This window comes from Nocardioides sp. CCNWLW216, from assembly GCF_037120545.1.
Taxonomy (GTDB): domain Bacteria; phylum Actinomycetota; class Actinomycetes; order Propionibacteriales; family Nocardioidaceae; genus Nocardioides; species Nocardioides lianchengensis.
This window is the reverse complement of the sequence record NZ_JBBBBJ010000007.1, coordinates 209,973-229,170: the sequence shown is the minus strand read 5'-3', so window position 1 is coordinate 229,170 and position 19,198 is coordinate 209,973. Positions and strand designations below refer to the sequence as shown.

The window sequence follows — 19,198 nt, the reverse complement described above, 5'->3', positions numbered from 1 at the left end:
GCTCAGGCCTGCCCGGGAGAGGACTGGGTCGTGGCGGCGACCGCGGCGTGCACCGCCGCCAGCGCCTCGTCGATCCGTGAGGCGTCGGTGCCACCGCCCTGGGCCACGTCGTCCTTGCCGCCGCCCTTGCCACCGACGAACGGGCCGACCGCGCGGACCAGGTCGTTGGCGCTGAGGCCGAGCGTGCGGGCCGCCTCGGTCGTGGCCGCGACGACCGACACCTTGCCGTCGGCCGCGCCGATCACCACGACGACGCCGGGAGCGCCCGCCGGGAGCTTGGAGCGGACGTCCATGGCCAGGGTGCGGACGTCGCCGCCGCCCGCACCGTCGACCCGGTGGGCCACGACGTGCACGCCGCCCACCACCGTCGCGCCGGCGGCCAGCTGGCCACCGCCGGCCAGCAGCTGCGAGAGCCGGGCCTTCTCGATCTCCTTCTCGGCCGAGCGCAGCCGCTCGACCAGGTCGCCGACCCGGCCGACCAGGTCGTCGGGCTGGGTCTTCAGCAGGCTGGTGAGCTGGCCGACGACGTCGCGCTCGCGCGCCAGGTAGCGGAAGCCCTCGACGCCGGTGAAGGCCTCGATGCGGCGGTTGCCGGAGCCGACCGAGGACTCCCCCGTCACGACGATGGTGCCGATCTGGGACGAGTGGTCGACGTGCGTGCCGCCGCAGAGCTCGCGCGACCACGGGCCGCCGATCTCGACGACGCGGACCTTGGAGTCGTCGTACGTCTCGCCGAAGAGGGCGACCGCGCCCCAGTCCTTGGCCTCGGGCAGCGTCATGTACTGCCAGCCGACCGGGAGGTCGGCGCGCAGCGCGTTGTTGGAGACCAGCTCGATGTCGGCGACCTGCTCGGGACTGAGGCCGGTGGTCCAGCCGAAGTCGAGGCGGAGGTAGCCGGGCCGGTTGTAGGAGCCCGACTGCAGGGCCGAGGGGCCGAGCACCTCGCGCAGCGCGGCGTGCACGACGTGGGTGCCGGAGTGCGCCTGGCGGGCGCCGGTGCGCCACTCCGGGTCGACCTGGGCCTGGAGCTCGGAGCCCGGGGCGAACTCACCGTCGACGACCCGGACCTGGTGCACGACCAGGCCCTTGATCGGCCGCTGCACGTCGAGGACCTCGAGCCGGCCGCCGTCGAACTCGATGACGCCCGCGTCGGCGGCCTGGCCGCCGGACTCGGCGTAGAACGGCGTCCGGTCGAGGACCAGCTCGCCGACCTCGCCGTGGCCCAGCACGGGCACCGCGGCGCCGCCCTGCAGCAGCGCGAGCGGGCGGGACTCGGTCTGCAGCGTCTCGTAGGCGAGCCACTCGGTGGGGCCGTGAGCGTCGAGGATCCCGCGGTAGACGCCGGTGTCGGCGTGCTGGCCGCGCTTGGACCGCGCGTCGTCCTTGGCCCGCTGGCGCTGCTCGGCCATCAGCGAGCGGAAGCCGTCCTCGTCGACGCTGAGCCCGGCCTCGGAGGCCATCTCGAGCGTCAGGTCGATCGGGAAGCCGTAGGTGTCGTGCAGCGCGAACGCCTTCTCGCCCGACAGCCGGGTCGCGCCCGTCTTCTTCACGTCGGTCGCGGCCAGGTCGAAGATCTGGGTGCCGGCCTGGAGCGTCTTGCGGAACGTCTCCTCCTCGGCGTACGCCACCCGCGAGATCCGCTCCCAGTCCTGCTGGAGGTCGGTGTAGGTCTCGCTCATCTTGTCGCGGCTGATCGGCATCAGCTCGGGCAGCGCGGGGTCGCCGTACCCGAGCAGGCGCATGGAGCGCACGGCGCGCCGCAGCAGCCGGCGCAGCACGTAGCCGCGGGCCTCGTTGCCGGGGGTCACGCCGTCGCCGATGAGCATCATCGAGCTGCGGACGTGGTCGGCCACCACCCGGAAGCGGACGTCGTCCTCGGGGTTCGCGCCGTACGTCTTGCCGGTGAGGGCCATGGCCTTCTCGATGACCGGGAACATGACGTCGATCTCGTACATGTTGGCCTTGTCCTGGAGCAGGAACGCGACCCGCTCGAGGCCCATGCCGGTGTCGATGTTCCGCTTCGGCAGCGAGCCGGCGATGTCGAAGTCCTCCTTGGACCGCACCGCGCTCAGCTCGTCCTGCATGAAGACCAGGTTCCAGATCTCCAGGTAGCGGTCCTCGGCGCCGAAGTCGCCGTCGGCGCCGTACGCCGGGCCGCGGTCGTAGAGGATCTCCGAGCACGGGCCGCCCGGGCCGGGGACGCCCATGGACCAGTAGTTCTCGGACTTGCCGAGCCGGATGATCCGGTCGTCGGGAAGCCCGGTGACCTTCTTCCACAGCTCCACGGCCTCCGGGTCGTCCTGGTAGACGCTCGGGTAGAGCCGGCCCTCCTCCAGGCCCCAGCCGCCGTCGGCGAGCGGCTTGGTGACCAGGTCCCAAGCCAGCTCGATGGCGCCCTCCTTGAAGTAGTCGCCGAAGGAGAAGTTGCCGCACATCTCGAAGAACGTGCCGTGCCGCGTGGTCTTGCCGACGTCCTCGATGTCCGGGGTCCGCACGCACTTCTGCACGCTGGTCGCCCGGTCGTACGGCGGGGTCTCCTGGCCGAGGAAGTACGGCTTGAACGGCACCATGCCGGCGTTGACGAACAGCAGGTTCGGGTCGTCGAGCAGCAGCGACGCGGACGGCACGGGGGTGTGGCCGGCGCGCTCGAAGTGAGCGACGAACCTCCGTCGGATCTCCGCGGTGTCCATCAGTGGGTGCCTTCCTGCTCGGTGTCTCGGGGGCTGCTGATCTCGGTGAACGTGGTGGTCGGAGGCTCGAGCTCCGGGGTGCTGCTGGGGACGAGACCCAGGCGAGCGCGGAGGTCGACCTCGGCCTCCGCCTTGCCCTGGGCGACCTCGTCGCGGAGCAGCCGGGCGCCGTGGGTGACCGCCTGCCAGCGGTCCTGCAGACCCTCGGCGGTGAGAAGCTCGGCGGCCCGACGCCCGCGGATCATCGCGTAGACCCCGGCCCCGGCCCCGGCGACGAACCAGAGGCCGCGGTTCACCTCGGGGTCCCCGCGGGATCGGGAGCGGAGCGAGCGATCTCGTGGGGTGAGTTCATGCGGCGCTGCCCTCTCCGTCGAGAGAGGCTCGCTGGTGGTCGGCCCACAGGCGCTTGGCCTCCCGCAGGTCGGCCTTGCGCTGCTTGCGGGCGCGCTTGAGCTCGCGCCGCATCTCGAAGCGCACCCGGTTGCGGGTCTCGGGCGCCAGGGCGCGTCGTACGCCGTGGGCGAGGGAGGCGGCCTGCACGACGCTCTCGCGCAGCACCAGGTCGGCGAAGAGCCGGCCCTCGATCATCGGCACCGGCGGCGCGGCCGGCTCGTCCTCGCCGAGGCGGGTGATGACCACGGGCCGCTCGTCGCGGACCGGGTCCCGGCGCTCGCGCTCGAGCCGGTCGAGCCGCTCGTGCAGCGCGGCCGTCTCGGCCCGAGCCTCGGCCAGCGAGCGGGCGCTCGCGGACCGGGCGCGCAACAGCGCCGCGGCGAGCCCGAGCGCGACCAGCGCCAGGAGCCCCGCGGTCGCGAGCACGATCCAGTCCGTCATGACGGTCGAGCCTATCGTCCCCGGATCAGGCGCCGGACCCGCTCCCAGCGCTCCTTGACCGCGGCCTCGGCTCCGAGGGCGGTCGGCTGGTAGTAGGCAGCGTCCTTGACGACGTCCGGGGCGTACTGCTGCTCGGCGATGCCGTACGGCGCGTCGTGGCTGTACTGGTAGCCCTTCCCGTGGCCCAGCTTCTTGGCGCCGCCGTAGTGGGCGTCGCGCAGGTGGGAGGGCACCGGGCCGATCTTGCCGGCCTTGACGTCGGCCACCGCCGCGCCGATGGCGGTCGTGACCGCGTTGGACTTGGGGGCCACGGCGAGCGCGATGGTGGCGTGGGCCAGGGTCAGCGAGGCCTCCGGCATGCCGATCATCTGCACCACCTGCGCGGCGGCGACGGCGGTGGTGATCGCGGTCGGGTCGGCCAGCCCGATGTCCTCGCTGGCCAGGATCATCAGCCGCCGCGCGATGAACCGCGGGTCCTCCCCCGCCTCCATCATCCGGGCCAGGTAGTGCAGCGCGGCGTCGGCGTCGGAGCCGCGCACCGACTTGATGAACGCGCTGGTGACGTCGTAGTGCTGGTCGCCCTGGCGGTCGTAGCGCACCGCGGCCTGGTCGACGGCGGTCTCGGCGGTCGCCAGGTCGACCGTCGTGGAGCCCTTCGACGTCGCGGCGCCCGTCGCGGCCTCCAGGTAGGTCAGGGAGCGCCGTGCGTCGCCGCCGGCGAGCCGGACCAAGTGGTCGAGCGCGTCGTCGTCGAGAGTGAACCGCCCGCCGAGCCCGCGCTCGTCGGCCAGCGCCTGGGCGACCACGGCCCGGACGTCGTCGTCGGTCAGCGACTCCAGCCGCAGCAGCAGGCTGCGCGACAGCAGCGGCGAGATCACCGAGAAGAACGGGTTCTCCGTGGTGGCCGCGACCAGGGTGACCCAGCGGTTCTCGACACCCGGCAGCAGCGCGTCCTGCTGGGCCTTGCTGAACCGGTGCACCTCGTCGACGAAGAGCACCGTCTCGTTGCCCGTCGCCACCAGCTCCGCCCGCGCGCTGTCGATCGCGGCGCGGACCTCCTTGACCCCGGCCGAGACCGCCGACACCTCGACGAAGCGCCGGTCGGTCTGCTGGCTGACGATCGAGGCGATGGTCGTCTTGCCGGTGCCCGGTGGGCCCCAGAGCAACAGGGACATCGACTGGTCGTTCTCGATCAGCTGGCGCAGCGGCGCCCCGGGGGCCCGCAGCTGCTCCTGGCCGACCAGCTCGTCGAGCGTGCGCGGCCGCATCCGCACCGCGAGCGGCGCCGAGGCGTGCGTGTTCGCCGCCAGGGAGCCGCCACCCCCGCCGCCGGGGCGGGGCACGTCGAAGAGTCCGTCCACGATCGGAACCCTACGGTGAGCCCTGAACCGTGACGACGCTGGTTGAGGTGCGAGCGGAGCGGGCCTCGAACCCAGCGATCAGCCGCTCACCACGGTGCGGCTGCCGACGTCGAACCAGCGGTCCTCGTATCCCGACCCCGTCATCAGCTCGACGTCGACCGGCTCCGTGGACGACGCGTCCGGGTTGCCCCGGTCGTCGACGCCGAGCAGTCCGGTCGTCACCGGACGCTCCGGTGCCTTCCCCAGCTCGCCGGCGAAGTGGCAGGCGACCTTGTGGCGCGGGCCGATCTGCAGCAGCGGCGGCTCGACCTTGGCGCAGATGTCCTGCGCCAGGTGGCAGCGGGTGCGGAACCGGCAGCCGGAGGGCGGGTTGACCGGGCTGGGGACGTCGCCCTGGAGCATGATCCGCTCGCGCCGGCCACCGACCGCCGCCTGCTTCACGTCGGGCACCGCGGACAGCAATGCCTGGGTGTAGGGGTGGTGCGGGGTCGCGTAGAGCGTCTCGCGGTCCGCGATCTCGACGATCTTGCCGAGGTACATCACCGCGATCTCCGGGCAGAAGTGCCGGACCACCGCCAGGTCGTGGGCGATGAAGAGGAACGCGATGTCGAACTCTTTCTGGAGGTCCTGGAGCAGGTTGATCACCTGCGCCTGGATGGACACGTCCAGAGCGGAGACCGGCTCGTCGGCGACGAGCAGGCGCGGGTTGAGCGTGAGGGCGCGCGCGATGCCGATGCGCTGGCGCTGACCGCCGGAGAACTCGTTCGGGTAGCGGTTGTAGTGCTCGGGGTTGAGACCGACGACCTCCAGCAGCTCCTTGACCCGCGGCATGATCTGGTTCTTCGGCACGATGTCGTGCACGGCCAACGGCGCGCCCACGATCGAGCCGACCGTGTGCCGCGGGTTCAGCGAGGTGTAGGGGTCCTGGAAGATCATCTGCACGTCACGACGCACGGGCTTCAGCTCGCGCTTGCTGAGCGTCGCGAGGTCCCGGCCACCGAACTGCATGGAGCCCGACGTCGGCTTGTAGAGCCGGGTGATCAGCCGACCGGTCGTGGACTTGCCGCAGCCGGACTCGCCCACCAGGCCGAGGGAGCCGCCCTCGGGCACCTGGAAGGAGATGCCGTCGACCGCCTGGACGTGGCCGACCGTCCGACGCACCAGGCCGGGCGCCTTGACCGGGAAGTACATCCGCAGGTCCTCGACGGTCAGCACGGGCTTGGCCCGGGGATCGAGCTTGGCCGCGGTGTGGCCCTGTCCGGCCATCTCGTGGAACAGGTCGTCGGGGCTCGTCGTCTCGTCGCTCATCAGGCCTCCTCGACCAGGTCGGGGGCGATCTCGGGCAGCACTTCGCTCTGGTAGACCGCCTCGGGGTCGGCCAGGTGGCAGCGCTTGAGGTGCTTGCTGCCGGCGGCGAGCGGGAGCAGCTCGGGGAGCGTGGTGCGGCACAGGTCACCGGGCACCTTGTCCCGGTGGGCGCAGCGCGGGTTGAAGGAGCACCCGGGCGGCGGGTCGAGCAGGCTCGGCGGGTTGCCGGGGATGGGGATCAGCCGAGCGTCGGTGTCGGCCTGCACGTCGGGCACGCTCGACAGGAGGCCCCAGGTGTAGGGCATGGCCGGCCGTGTGAGCATCTGCTTGGTGGCGCCGTACTCGACGGCGCGGCCGGCGTACATGACCAGGACGTCGTCGGCCATCTCGGCGATCACGCCGAGGTCGTGGGTGATGATCACGACGGCGGAGTTGAACTCGCGCTGCAGGTCCTGGAGCAGGTCGAGGATCTGCGCCTGCACGGTCACGTCGAGCGCGGTCGTGGGCTCGTCGGCGATCAGCAGGGACGGATCGTTGATCAGGCCCATCGCGATCATCGCGCGCTGTCGCATGCCGCCGGAGAACTGATGCGGGAAGTCGTCGACGCGACCGTCCGGCTGCGGGATCCCGACCCGGTCCAGCATCTCGATGGCCCGCCGCCGGGCGTCGCGCTTGGACGCCTTCGGGTGGTGCACGAGGTAGGCCTCGGCCAGCTGGGCGCCGACGCGGTAGAAGGGGTGCAGGGCCGCGAGCGCGTCCTGGAAGATCATCGCGACCTGGTTGCCGCGCAGCTTGCGCATGCCCGGCTCGGCCATGCCGACGATCTCCTGGCCGCCCACCCGGATCGAGCCGGAGACGGTGGAGCGCTTGGGGTCGTGAAGGCCCAGGACGGCCATGCTCGAGACGGACTTGCCGGAGCCGGACTCCCCCACGATGCCGAGGGTCTTGCCCAGCTCGAGGGTGTAGGAGACCCCGTTGACCGCGCGAACGGGGCCGTCCGGGGTCGGGAACTCGACCGAGAGGTCCTCGACGACGAGGAACGGGTCGCTGTCGGACACGGTGGTGCCGGACCTTTCGACGGAGGGCGTGGCGGTCATGCGAGTCGCACCCGCGGGTCGAGCGCGCTGTACATGACGTCCACGAGGATGTTGCTCAGGACCATGATGATCGCCGCGAACAAGACCGTGGCCGACACCACCGGGAGGTCCAGGCTGTAGGTCGCGCTCAGGCCCCAGCGACCGATGCCCTGGATGTCGAAGATGTACTCGGTGAACAGGGTGCCGGCGAGCAGCACGCCCAGGTCGATGCCGAAGATCGTGATGACGGGCACCAGAGCCGCGCGCAGTCCGTGACGGTAGACGACCTGCCGCGGCCCGAGCCCCTTGGCAGTGGCGGTGCGGATGTAGTCCTCGTTCAGGGCCTCGACCATCGCACCTCGGGTGTAGCGGGTGTACTGGGTGCAGCCGAAGATGCCGAGGCAGATCCACGGCAGCAGGAGGCCGGTGAACCAGTCCCAGGGGCTCTCCCACGGTGGCGTGTAGCCGCTGCTGCCGAGAATGGGGACGTCCCAGATCAGCGTGAAGTAGAGCCACGCGAGCAGGGCGAAGAGGTAGTAGGGCACCGAGCTGATGAACAGGAAGCTGCTGACCAGCGCCTTGTCGGCGAAGCTGCCACGTCTTCGCGCGGCCGCGACCCCGATGGGCACGCCGAGCAGCAGGTAGAGCGCGGCGCCGCCGGCGGCGATGGAGACCGTCGCGGGGAGCCGTTCGATCAGCTCGTCCCAGACCAGGGCCCGGGAGCGCTGCGAGACACCCAGGCACGGGGCGTCACAGTCGATGGTGCTGTTGCCGATCTCGATGGTGCGACCGACGAAGACGCCCTTGACGTAGGCGCCGTACTCGGACCAGATCGGGTTGTTGTAACCCAGCTGCTCCTCGAAGTTCTCCAACCGCTCCGGGGTGCACCGGTTGCTGGTCTCCTGGTTGCAGATCGGCCGCGCCGGACTCGACGGGCCGTACCAGAACAGGGCGAAGATGGCCATCGACACCAAGACGATGGTGACGACGCCGATCAGGAGACGCTTGACGATGTAGGCGAACACGGGTGGGGACCTTCCGGGAGCACGGGGACGGCAGGAGGATGGGGGCCGGGCGAACCCGACCCCCATCCCGGTCGCGAGCGATCAGCTCGGGACCTCGGGTCACTGGGTGACGAAGAGGTCCTTGAAGTTGATCGAGCTCATCGCGCCGTCACCGTTGAAGTTGCCGATGGAGGCACCGGCGCCGTACAGCTCGTTGCGGTAGGCGAGCGGGATCAGCGGGAAGTACTCCGTGCCGATCATCTCGTCCAGGTCGCCCCAGGCCGTGGGCTGCTCCTCCGCCGGGAGGGTGGCGATGTCGTCGATGGCCTTCTGCACGTCGGGCTCGTCGAAGAACGCCGTGTTGTAGGGCTGACCGGCCTGGACCAGCGGCGGGATCATCGTGGACGCCGACGGCCAGTCCGAGCACCAGTTGACGTTACGAAGGTTCAGGCGCTTGTTGATGTCGCTGTCCTTGTCGTCGTAGAGGGCGTAGTAGTCCTCCTGGTACGGGATCATCTCGACCTTGAAGCCAGCGGCCTCGTAGCCCTTCTTCTCCGCCTCGGCGGCGGCCTTCAGGGTGGCGTCGGAGTCGTCGTAGACGTAGGTCAGCGTCATGCCGGTCTGACCGGCCTCCTCGAGGAGCTGCTTGGCCTTCTCGGGCTGGTAGGTGAACTGCTCACCGTCCGGGAAGTACTCCTTGCGGCCCGACATGCCGGGGGGCATCAGGGTGCTGGCCGGGATCCGGGTGACACCGGGGATGTTGCCGCCGGCCAGGGTCACGTTGTCGAAGTCGTAGGCCCAGGCAATGGCCTTGCGGACGTTGATGTCGGTGATCTTGGTGTAGTCGGGCGCACGGTAGGACACGCACTGACCGGTCTGCTGGATGTAGTTGTCGCCCAGCTTGCTCTTCAGGTCGGTGGCGTTGGACGCGCCGAGCCGGTAGGAGATCGCCGTCGAGGACAGCTCGCTGTCGCTCAGCAGGATCTGGTCGGTCTTCTGCTGGTCCTGGTTGAACTTGAAGGTCCAGGAGTCGACGTACTGGTGACGCGCCGGGTCGGTGGCCGGGTCCCACTGGTCGTTCTTGACCAGGGTCAGCGACTCCGTCGGGCGGAACTCGGAGATCTTGTAGGGACCGTTGGAGAGCGGCTTGCGGCCGTAGGCCGGGAAGTCGGAGTTCTCCAGCGGGATCGGGCCGATCGCCATGAACGAGCCCCAGAAGTCCATGTCCGGGAACGGCTTCACCATCTTGATGGTGATGTCCTGACCCTCGACGGTGATGCCGGAGCAGTCGCCGTCGGCCGGGCCGGCGTAGCCGTCGCCGCAGTCGATGTTCTCGACGGAGTAGACCTGGCCGGGACCCGAGGTGAAGGTCTCGGAGTCGAAGCTCCGCTCGATGCCGTACTTGATCTCCTCGGGGGTGATCGGGTCGCCCGTCTCCCACTTGACGTCGTCACGGACGGTGAAGGTCCACTCCGTGAAGTCGTCGTTGGGCGTGCCGAGGTCGGTGGCGAGGTCGGGGACCAGCTCCATCTCCCCGGACTCCTCGTTCTTGCGGTACTGGGTGAGCGAGCGGTGGGTCAGGGCCTGCTGGATGGAGTTGCCGAGCACGGACCACCCGTTGGTCGGGTCCAGGTCCTCCGGTCCCTCGTCGAGCGGGACGTAGACCGTGACGTCGCCTCCGGTCGCGGCGCCCTCAATCTCGGGGGCCGGACCCTCGGCGTCGGCGACCTTCGCGAAGCCGGCACCGGCCTCCTCGAACTTCTGGTCGCTGGGGGTGCTCCCGCCGCCGCCCCCACCGTCGCCGCCACAGGCGGCCAGGGTGGAGATGAGCGCGACGCACGCAACAGCGGCAAGCGACTTGGTTCGCTTCATCGTGTTGTGCCTTTCCTCTTCATCCGTGCCACAGACCCAAGCCCGTGACCACAATTGAGTGCCCGTCAGCGACGGGTCTTGGGGTCCACCGCGTCGCGGATGGCGTCCCCGAGCAGGTTGATCGCGACGACCAGCACCACGATGCCGATCAGCGGCTCCCACAGGTAGAGCGGGTAGGTCTTGAAGTACTTCGTCGCCTGGCTGATGGTCTGGCCCCACGACTCGCCCTGGGTGATGCCGATGCCGAGGTAGGCCAGGGCGGCCTCGGCGGCGATGAACGCCGGCAGCATCAGCGAGACCGCGACGACGATCGGGGCCACCAGGTTGGGCAGCAGCTCACGAAGCATGATCCGACGCGTCGGCATGCCGATGACCTCGGCGGAGAGGATGAACTCCCGCTCACGCAGCGACAGCACCTCACCGCGGACCAGGCGGGCGACCGACATCCAGCCGAAGCCGGCGAGGATGGCGACCAGCGACCAGAGCTGGGCCTGCGGGTAGATGTCGGGCTTGAGCGCGAACCGCTCGTTGAGGATCGGCGCGATGATCAGCGCGATCAGGATGTAGGGCAGCGTCAGGAACAGGTCGGTGACGAACGAGATGATCCGGTCGGCGATGCCGCCGAGGAAGCCGGCCAGCAGGCCCATGGTGACGCCGATAAGGGAGGCCACGATGGTCGACAGCGCTGCGACGGTGAGCGACGTGCGGCAGCCGTAGAGCCACTGCGCGAGGTTGTCCTCGGCCGTGCTCGGCGAGATGCCGAACGGGTGGTTGGGGTCGAACCCGTAGTGCGGCGGGCCGTTGAGCGGCATGCCGTCACCGAGGTAGTCGAGCTCGGTGGCGGGGCTACCAGGGCCGGTCTCGACGCCCACGACGTTGGCGATGACCCCCGCGAAGATCGCGATCAGCACGAAGAACAACACGATGACCGCGCAGGCGACGGCGACCTTGTCGCGACGCAGCCGGCCGAACGCGATCTGCAGCGGCGACTGGCTCTTGACCGGTCCCTTGCCCTTGCCCGCCTCCGGCGCCTGGGGCGCTTCGTCACTCAGGTGCCCGAGCGTCTCGGAGGAAACCGGCGGCAGCGACATGCTCTCCCCATCTGGTGATCGGGCCCGAAAAATGAGTTGCGGGCGGCGAACCTCTCGGCTCGCCGCCCGCGACTCTATGTGACCCGTACCCGGCCCGGCGATCACCCGCGAGTAACGATCTGGTCTCGACGGGTGGGACGGGGCGTCCGGTGGATCAGTCCTGTGCCGGGACTTCCTTCGCCGGTGGGGCGTCGACCCCGGCCTCCTTGCGCTGTTGGGCCGTGATCGGCGCAGGCGCCGCCGTCAGGGGATCGAAGCCGCCGCCCGACTTCGGGAAGGCGATGACGTCGCGGATCGACTCCGCTCCGCCGAGGATCGCGCAGATCCGGTCCATGCCCACGGCGATGCCGCCGTGCGGCGGCGCGCCGTACTTGAAGGCGTCCAGGAGGAAGCCGAACTTCTCCTGGGCCTCGTCCTCCCCGATGCCCATCACCTCGAAGACCCGCTTCTGCACGTCCTCGCGGTGGATCCGGATCGAGCCACCGCCGAGCTCGCTGCCGTTGCAGACGATGTCGTAGGCGTAGGCGAGCGCCGGGCCGGGGTCGGTGTCGAAGGTGTCGAGGAACTCCGGCTTGGGGCTCGTGAAGGCGTGGTGGACGGCCGTCCAGGCGCCTGCGCCGACCGCGACGTCGCCGCTCGCGACGGCGTCCGAGGACGGCTCGAACAGCGGCGCGTCGACCACCCAGGTGAAGGCGAAGGCCGACTCGTCGATCAGACCGCCGCGGCGGCCGATCTCCAGTCGGGCCGCGCCGAGCAGCGCCCGGCTCGACTTGGTGGCGCCGGCCGCGAAGAACACGCAGTCGCCCGGCTGCGCACCCACGTGCGCCGCCAGGCCGGCCTTCTCGGTGTCGGAGAGGTTCTTGGCCACCGGACCGCCGAGCTCGCCGTCCTCCTGCACCAGGACGTAGGCCAGGCCGCGGGCGCCGCGCTGCTTGGCCCACTCCTGCCAGGCGTCGAGCTGCTTGCGCGGCTGGCTGGCGCCGCCGGGCATGACCACGGCGCCGACGTACTCGGCCTGGAAGACCCGGAACGGGGTCTCGGCGAAGTACTCGGTGCACTCGACGAGCTCCTGGCCCATCCGCAGGTCGGGCTTGTCGGACCCGAAGCGACGCATCGCCTCGGCGTAGGTCATCCGCGGCACCGGGCGCGGGATCTCGTGGCCCTCGAGGGCCCAGATCTCGGCCAGCACCTCCTCCATGAGCGCCAGGACGTCCTCCTGGTCGACGAAGCTCATCTCGATGTCGAGCTGGGTGAACTCCGGCTGCCGGTCGGCGCGGAAGTCCTCGTCGCGGTAGCACCGGGCGATCTGGTAGTAGCGCTCCAGGCCGCCGACCATCAGCAGCTGCTTGAACAGCTGCGGGCTCTGCGGCAGGGCGTACCAGCTGCCGGGGTGCAGGCGCGCGGGCACCAGGAAGTCGCGAGCGCCCTCCGGGGTCGAGCGGGTCAGCGTGGGCGTCTCGGCCTCGACGAAGTCGTGGCGGTCCAGGACGTCGCGGGCCGCCTTGTTGATCCGGCTGCGCAGCCGGATCAGGCGGGCCGGCTCGTTGCGGCGCAGGTCGAGGTAGCGGTGCTTGAGCCGCACCTCCTCCCCCACGTCCACGTGGTCGGAGATCGGGAACGGGAGCGGCGCCGCGGCGCTGAGGACCTCGACGTCGGTGGCCACGATCTCGATCTCGCCGGTGGCCAGGTTGGGGTTCTCGTTGCCCGCCTTGCGCGCGGTCACCTCGCCGGTGACCTTCAGGCAGTACTCCGCGCGCAGCTGGTGGGCGACCTCCTCGTCGCGGATCACGACCTGGACGATGCCGCTGGCCTCGCGCAGGTCGATGAAGGCCACGCCGCCGTGGTCGCGCCGGTTGGCGACCCACCCGGCGAGGGTGACGGTCTGGCCGACGTGCTCGGCGCGCAGGCTGCCGGCGTCATGGGTGCGGATCACTGGTGCTCCTTCGTGACGACCTGCGGTCGCAGGTCGTCGGTGGGTGGGGTCCAGGCGGCCGGGTCCGCGGCGACCTGCTCCCCCGATCGGATGTCCTTGACCTGGTGGGAGACTCCCCCGTCCGGATCGTCCTGGACGAACCAGACGAACGGGATGCCGCGACGCTCGGCGTACCTGATCTGCTTGCCGAACTTCTGGGCGGAGGCGGCCACCTCGCACGGCACGCGTCGAGCGCGCAGCGAGGCGGCCACGGCATCACTGGCTGCCCGGGAGTCCTCGTCGGTGACGGCGACCAGCACGGCGCTCGGCACCGGCCGGCTGCCCGCGAGGACGCCGTCGGCCAGCAGCGGGATGATGCTGCGGGAGACACCGAAGGACACGCCGACCCCGGGGTACGTCGTACGGCCGTCGCTGGCCAGCGCGTCGTAGCGCCCGCCGCCGCCGACCGACTTCAGTCGCTCGTAGCCGGCCATGAAGATCTCGACGACCGTGCCGGTGTAGTAGTCCAGCCCGCGCGCGATGCGCAGGTTGGCCTCGACGGTGACGTGCCGCCGCTCCCCGGCCGAGCAGCCGGCGACGACCGCCTCGAGCTCGGCCAGGCCCTCGTCGAGCAGCGGGTGGCTGACGCCGAGGGCGCGGACCTGCTCGACGAACGACGTGTCGGCGACCCGGATGGTGGCCAGGTCCAGGCACTGCTGGGCCTGCTCCGGCGTCGCCCCCGCGTCGCTGACCAGCAGCTCGGCGACCTTCTCGGCGGGCAGCTTGTCGAGCTTGTCGATCACCCGGATCGCCGCGACGACGTCGGGCAGGCCGAGGCCGGCGTAGAAGCCCTGGATCAGCTTGCGGTTGTTGAACTGGAAGCTCAGCGCGGGGATCGGGAGCGCGTCGAGCGCCTCCACCATCACGCGCATGACCTCGACGTCGTGGTGGAACGGCAGCACGTCCTTGCCGACGATGTCGACGTCCGCCTGAGTGAACTGGCGGTAGCGGCCCTCCTGCGGTCGCTCGCCGCGCCAGGCCGGCTGGACCTGGTAGCGGCGGAAGGGGAACTCCAGGTGACCGGCGTGCTCGAGGACGTAGCGGGCGAAGGGGACGGTCAGGTCGAAGTGCAGCCCGACGCCGGAGTCCGACCCTCCCTGCTCCTTCTGCAGGCGCTCCAGGAGGTAGACCTCCTTGGAGGTCTCGCCCTTGCCGAGGAGGACGTCGACGGGTTCGACTGCGCGCGTCTCGATGTTGGCGAAGCCGTGCAGCTCGAAGGTGTCGGAGAGCGACGCGATGACCGCGCGCTCCACGGACCTGGCGGCAGGCAGCAGCTCGGGAAACCCGCTGAGCGGGCTGGTCTTGGTGGCCATGGGTGTCAGAGGCCTCTCAGTGACCCTGGGGGACTCGGCCCACCGGACCGTCGTCGAGAAGGTCCAGCAGGTAGGGGTTGGTCGCGCGCTCGCGACCGATGGACGTCTGTTCGCCGTGACCCGGAAGGACCACGATGTCGTCGGCGAGGGGCAGCACCTTGGTGGTGAGGCTGCGCAGCATGGTGGGGTGGTCGCCGCCCGGCAGGTCCGTGCGCCCGATCGAGCCCGCGAACAGCAGGTCACCGGAGAACATGACCTCGCTGACGTCCTGCTGGGCGTACGGCGTACGGAAGGTGACCGACCCCTCGGTATGGCCCGGGGTGTGGTCGACCACGAAGCGCAGGCCGGCCAGCTCGAGCACCTGGTCGTCGGCCAGCTCGCGGACGTCGTCGGGCTCGGCCCACTCGTACTTCCCGCCGAGCAGCATCTGGGTGGTCTCGCGCGACATGCCCGCCATCGGGTCCGCGAGCAGGTGCCGATCGCTCGGGTGGATCCACGCGGTGGCGTCGTACGTGCCGGCGACGGGGGCGACGCACCACATGTGGTCGACGTGCCCGTGGGTGACCAGCACCGACACCGGCTTCAGACCGTGCTCGCGGACGACCTGGTCGACGCCCTCGGCCGAGTCCTTGCCGGGATCGATCACCACGCACTCGCTCCCGGCGCCGGTGGCGACGACGTAGCAGTTGGTGCCCCACGGACCCGCGGGAAAGCCGGCGATCAACACTCGCCCACACTACCGAGGACGCCGCGGTGGTGTCGCACCGGTTCCGGGCCGTGACGACCTACCTCACACCGGGCGCAGGCGTGACTAGAGTAGGCGCCTGCAACCTTGTACCGCCCGCGTGCGACCCGAAGATGCGAAGAGGGATCAGCAAGTGACGAGCCATGAGTGGGGCCGCGTCGACGACGACGGCACCGTCTACGTCCGGACCGCCGACGGCGAGCGTTCGGTCGGGCAGTACCCCGAGGGGACTCCCGACGAGGCGCTCACCTTCTTCACCGAGCGGTACGCCGCCCTCGCCTTCGAGGTCGAGCTGCTCGAGCAACGGGTGAACTCGGGGGTGCTGTCCCCCGAGGAGGCCGCCGAGTCGGTGAAGACCGTCAAGGCGCAGGTGGTCGACGCCAACGCCGTCGGCGACCTGGTCTCGCTGGCCGGCCGGCTCGACGCGCTCGGGCCGATCATCGCCCGGCAGCGCGACGCGCGCCGCGAGGAGCGGGCTCAGAAGTCCGCCGAGGCCAAGGCGGCCAAGGAGCAGCTGGTCGCGGACGCCGAGAAGATCGCCGAGGGCACCGACTGGCGACACGGTGCCAACCGGCTGCGCGACCTGCTCGAGCAGTGGAAGGCGCTCCCCCGCATCGACCGGGCCTCCGACGATGCGCTCTGGCGGCGCTTCTCGACCGCCCGCACGGCGTACACACGGCACCGCAAGGCGCACTTCGCCGAGCTCAACGAGCAGCGCGAGGGCGCCCGGGCCATCAAGGAGCGGCTGGCCACGGAGGCCGAGTCGCTCGCCGGGTCCACCGAGTGGGGTCCGACCGCCGGGCGCTACCGCGACCTGATGAAGCAGTGGAAGGCCGCCGGGCCGGCCCCCAAGGACGTCGACGACGCCCTCTGGAAGCGGTTCCGGGGCGCCCAGGACGCCTTCTTCGGCGCTCGCGACGCGGAGAACGCGGCCCTGGACCAGGAGTTCGCCGCCAACGCCGAGGTCAAGGAGGCGCTGCTCGTCGAGGCCGAGGCGCTGCTGCCGGTCGGGGACGTCGACGCCGCCAAGCGCACCTTCCGCGACATCGCCGACCGCTGGGACGCCGCCGGCAAGGTCCCGCGCGACCGGATCAAGGACCTCGAGGCCCGGATCCGCAAGGTCGAGCAGGCCATCCGCGCCGTCGAGGAGGAGGCCTGGGCCAAGTCCGACCCCGAGAAGTCGGCCCGCGCCGACGACATGGTCTCCAAGCTGGAGCAGGCCATCGCCAAGGTCGAGGCCGACCTCGAGAAGGCCCGCGCCGCCGGGAACGACAAGAAGATCAAGGAGCTCGAGGAGAACCTCGAGTCCCGCCGGTCGTTCCTCGAGATGGCCAAGCGCGCCAGCGCGGACTTCTCGGGCTGAGCTCCGCTCAGCCCGAGAAGTCACCGGTGGTCGAGTAGCCCGCCGCGACTGAGGAACGAAGTCGCGACGGGCGTATCGAGACCCATCCCGGTGGCGCGAACCGTCCCGTCCGCGCGACCGGGATGGGTCTCGATAGGTCGTTCGCGACCTTCGCAGGCTCAGTCGCGACCGCCTACTCGACCACCGGTGTCACGCAGTGAGCTCGCTGCGCTCTCTCACTGCGTGACGCGATAGGCGTCGAAGACGCCGGGGACGCCGCGGACGGCGCGGATGACGTTGTCGAGGTGCTTGGCCTCGGCCATCTCGAAGGTGAAGCGGCTCTTGGCGACCCGGTCCCGGGTGGTCGAGAGGTTGGCACTGAGGATGTTCACGTGGGCATCCGAGAGGACCATCGTGATGTCGGAGAGCAGCCGGGCCCGGTCGAGGGCCTCGACCTGGATGTTGACCAGGAAGGTCGACTGCCCGGTGGGAGCCCACTCGACCTCGAGGAGCTTCTCGGGCTGGGCCTTCAGGTCGGCCGCGTTGGTGCAGTCCTGGCGGTGCACCGAGACGCCGCCGCCCTTGGTGACGAACCCGAGGATCTGGTCGGGCGGCACCGGGGTGCAGCACTTTGCGAGCTTGACCCACACGTCCGGAGCGCCCTTGACGATGACGCCCGAGTCACCACCCGAGCTGGCCTTGGCCCGACCACGGCGCCCGGTGATGGTGACCGCCTCGGCCAGGTCCTCCTGGGCGCTGTCACTCCCACCGTGCTCGTCGATGACTCGTCGTACGACGGCCTGCGCGGAGAGGTTGCCCTCGCCGACGGCGGCGTACATCGCCGAGACGTCCGCGTGGTTGAAGTGGCGCGCGGCCAGGGTCAGCGACTCGTGGGACATCAGCCGCTTGAGGGGCAGGCCCTCCTTACGCATGAGCTTGGCGATCTGCTCCTTGCCCTGCTCGATGGCCTCCTCGCGCCGCTCCTTGGTGAACCACTGGCGGATCTTGGAGCGGGCCCGCGGCGACTTCACGAACGTCAGCCAGTCGCGCGACGGCGCGGCGGTGGGCGACTTGGAGGTGAAGACCTCGACGACGTCGCCGTTCTCGAGCGTGGACTCCAGCGGCACCAGGCGGCCGTTGACGCGCGCGCCGATGGTGCGGTGGCCGACCTCGGTGTGCACGGCGTAGGCGAAGTCGACCGGCGTGGCGCCCGCCGGCAGCGCGATCACGTCGCCGCGCGGGGTGAAGACGTAGGTCTCGGCCCGGTTGATCTCGAAGCGCAGCGACTCCAGGAACTCGCCCGGGTCCTCGACCTCGCTCTGCCAGTCGAGCAGCTGACGCACCCAGGTCATGTCGTCCATGTCGCCCTGGCGGTCGGTGTCGACGCCGGCGCGGCCGTCCTCCTTGTACTTCCAGTGCGCGGCGACGCCGTACTCGGCGCGGCGGTGCATGGCGAAGGTCCGGATCTGCAGCTCGACCGGCTTGCCCTGCGGGCCGATCACGGTCGTGTGCAGCGACTGGTACATGTTGAACTTGGGCATCGCGACGTAGTCCTTGAACCGCCCGAGGACGGGGTTCCAGCGCGAGTGGAGCACGCCGAGGACGCTGTAGCAGTCGCGGTCGTCGTCGACCAGGATCCGGATGCCGACCAGGTCGTAGATGTCGGAGAACTCGCGGCCGCCGACGATCATCTTCTGGTAGATCGAGTAGTAGTGCTTAGGTCGGCCGGTGACGCGGCACTTGATCTTGGCCTCGCGCAGGTCACCCTCGACCTGGCTGATCACCTCGGCGAGGAACTGGTCGCGCGAGGGGGCGCGCTCGGCCACCATCCGCACGATCTCGTCGTAGATCTTGGGGTGCAGGGTCGCGAACGCGAGGTCCTCGAGCTCCCACTTGAGGGTGTTCATGCCGAGCCGGTGGGCCAGCGGGGCATAGATGTCGAGGGTCTCGCGGGCCTTGCGCTCCTGCGTCTCCTGCTTGACGTAGCGCAGGGTCCGCATGTTGTGGAGGCGGTCGGCGAGCTTGATGACCAGGACCCGGATGTCGCGCGACATCGCGACGATCATCTTGCGGATCGTCTCGGCCTCGGCGGTCTCGCCGTACCGGACCTTGTCGAGCTTGGTCACGCCGTCGACGAGCCGGGCGACCTCCTCGCCGAAGTCGGCGCGCACCTGCTCCAGCGTGTACGGCGTGTCCTCGACCGTGTCGTGCAGCAGCGACGCGACCAGCGTCGGCTCGGTCATGCCGATGTCGGCGAGGATGGTGGTGACGGCGAGCGGGTGGGTGATGTAGGGGTCACCGCTCTTGCGCATCTGGGTGCCGTGCATCTTCTCGGCCGTCAGGTAGGCGCGCTCGATGAGCGCCAGATCGGCCTTCGGATGGTTGGCCCGGACGGCGCGGAACAACGGCTCCAGCACCGGGTTGCCGGGCTGGCTGCGGGTGCCCATCCGGGCCAGCCGGGCCCGCATGCTGCGTCCCGGCGGGGCGGGGGCCTCCGGGCGCTCCCCCGGCGGCGGGCCGGGGCGCGGGGCCTGGCGCGGGGACGGACCGGTCCGCCCGGGCGGGGCGGTGCGTTCCTCGGTCACCCTCT

At 70.4% G+C, this 19,198-nt stretch carries 14 protein-coding genes; 1 reads left to right on the top strand and 13 read right to left on the bottom strand.

The features are described from left to right. Positions 1-2: 2 nt before the first annotated feature. The 12 genes from alaS to V7S47_RS17225 form a co-directional block, all read right to left on the bottom strand. Positions 3-2,690 carry an alanine--tRNA ligase gene (gene alaS, locus V7S47_RS17280; RefSeq protein ID WP_336562733.1) on the bottom strand — a complete coding sequence of 896 codons (2,688 nt, stop codon included), beginning with the start codon at positions 2,688-2,690 and terminating at the stop codon, positions 3-5. After that, positions 2,690-2,986 carry a DUF6167 family protein gene (locus V7S47_RS17275; RefSeq protein ID WP_336562732.1) on the bottom strand — a complete coding sequence of 99 codons (297 nt, stop codon included), beginning with the start codon at positions 2,984-2,986 and terminating at the stop codon, positions 2,690-2,692. The genes alaS and V7S47_RS17275 overlap by 1 nt, the downstream gene beginning before the upstream one ends. 52 nt (positions 2,987-3,038) lie before the next feature. Continuing rightward, on the bottom strand, positions 3,039-3,524 hold the full coding sequence (locus V7S47_RS17270; protein WP_336562731.1) for a hypothetical protein: 486 nt from the start codon (positions 3,522-3,524) through the stop codon (positions 3,039-3,041). A gap of 11 nt (positions 3,525-3,535) precedes the next feature. Beyond that, entirely contained in the window at positions 3,536-4,888 is a 1,353-nt protein-coding gene (locus V7S47_RS17265) for a replication-associated recombination protein A (protein WP_442945360.1), read from the bottom strand. Positions 4,889-4,963: 75 nt separating this feature from the next. Beyond that, positions 4,964-6,193 carry an ABC transporter ATP-binding protein gene (locus V7S47_RS17260; RefSeq protein WP_442945359.1) on the bottom strand — a complete coding sequence of 410 codons (1,230 nt, stop codon included), beginning with the start codon at positions 6,191-6,193 and terminating at the stop codon, positions 4,964-4,966. Further along, positions 6,193-7,290, bottom strand: a complete 1,098-nt coding sequence (locus V7S47_RS17255; protein ID WP_336562729.1) for an ABC transporter ATP-binding protein — start codon at positions 7,288-7,290, stop codon at positions 6,193-6,195. The genes V7S47_RS17260 and V7S47_RS17255 overlap by 1 nt, the downstream gene beginning before the upstream one ends. Further along, positions 7,287-8,294 carry an ABC transporter permease gene (locus V7S47_RS17250; RefSeq protein WP_244509498.1) on the bottom strand — a complete coding sequence of 336 codons (1,008 nt, stop codon included), beginning with the start codon at positions 8,292-8,294 and terminating at the stop codon, positions 7,287-7,289. The genes V7S47_RS17255 and V7S47_RS17250 overlap by 4 nt, the downstream gene beginning before the upstream one ends. A 99-nt stretch (positions 8,295-8,393) precedes the next feature. Continuing rightward, positions 8,394-10,145, bottom strand: a complete 1,752-nt coding sequence (locus V7S47_RS17245; protein ID WP_336562728.1) for an ABC transporter substrate-binding protein — start codon at positions 10,143-10,145, stop codon at positions 8,394-8,396. A gap of 65 nt (positions 10,146-10,210) precedes the next feature. Continuing rightward, a complete protein-coding gene (locus tag V7S47_RS17240) occupies positions 10,211-11,236 on the bottom strand; it encodes an ABC transporter permease (protein ID WP_336562727.1) in 1,026 nt (341 codons plus the stop codon). 154 nt (positions 11,237-11,390) lie between these two features. After that, on the bottom strand, positions 11,391-13,169 hold the full coding sequence (aspS, locus tag V7S47_RS17235; protein WP_336562726.1) for an aspartate--tRNA ligase: 1,779 nt from the start codon (positions 13,167-13,169) through the stop codon (positions 11,391-11,393). Next, positions 13,166-14,521 carry a histidine--tRNA ligase gene (hisS, locus tag V7S47_RS17230; RefSeq protein WP_336562725.1) on the bottom strand — a complete coding sequence of 452 codons (1,356 nt, stop codon included), beginning with the start codon at positions 14,519-14,521 and terminating at the stop codon, positions 13,166-13,168. Before hisS ends, aspS begins: the two co-directional genes overlap by 4 nt. 16 nt (positions 14,522-14,537) lie before the next feature. Continuing rightward, complete coding sequence (locus V7S47_RS17225) at positions 14,538-15,248, bottom strand: MBL fold metallo-hydrolase (RefSeq protein ID WP_336562724.1); 711 nt, start codon at positions 15,246-15,248, stop codon at positions 14,538-14,540. 151 nt (positions 15,249-15,399) lie between these two features. On the opposite strand from V7S47_RS17225, the gene V7S47_RS17220 reads away from it, so the two are divergent. Continuing rightward, positions 15,400-16,629, top strand: a complete 1,230-nt coding sequence (locus tag V7S47_RS17220) for a DUF349 domain-containing protein (RefSeq protein WP_336562723.1) — start codon at positions 15,400-15,402, stop codon at positions 16,627-16,629. Positions 16,630-16,844: 215 nt separating this feature from the next. Here the strand turns inward: V7S47_RS17220 and V7S47_RS17215 are convergent, their stop codons facing one another. Continuing rightward, the gene (locus V7S47_RS17215) at positions 16,845-19,193 is read right to left on the bottom strand and encodes a RelA/SpoT family protein (protein WP_442945358.1); all 2,349 of its coding nucleotides are present in this window, start codon (positions 19,191-19,193) and stop codon (positions 16,845-16,847) included. Positions 19,194-19,198 lie beyond the last annotated feature (5 nt).

Bases quoted from the DNA above. Each gene is read 5' to 3' on its own strand.
- V7S47_RS17270 (WP_336562731.1), bottom strand. From the start codon at position 3,524: ATGACGGACTGGATCGTGCTCGCGACCGCGGGGCTCCTGGCGCTGGTC.
- V7S47_RS17255 (WP_336562729.1), bottom strand. From the start codon at position 7,290: ATGACCGCCACGCCCTCCGTCGAAAGGTCCGGCACCACCGTGTCCGAC.
- hisS (WP_336562725.1), bottom strand. From the start codon at position 14,521: ATGGCCACCAAGACCAGCCCGCTCAGCGGGTTTCCCGAGCTGCTGCCT.
- V7S47_RS17240 (WP_336562727.1), bottom strand. From the start codon at position 11,236: ATGTCGCTGCCGCCGGTTTCCTCCGAGACGCTCGGGCACCTGAGTGAC.
- alaS (WP_336562733.1), bottom strand. From the start codon at position 2,690: ATGGACACCGCGGAGATCCGACGGAGGTTCGTCGCTCACTTCGAGCGC.
- V7S47_RS17260 (WP_442945359.1), bottom strand. From the start codon at position 6,193: ATGAGCGACGAGACGACGAGCCCCGACGACCTGTTCCACGAGATGGCC.
- V7S47_RS17245 (WP_336562728.1), bottom strand. From the start codon at position 10,145: ATGAAGCGAACCAAGTCGCTTGCCGCTGTTGCGTGCGTCGCGCTCATC.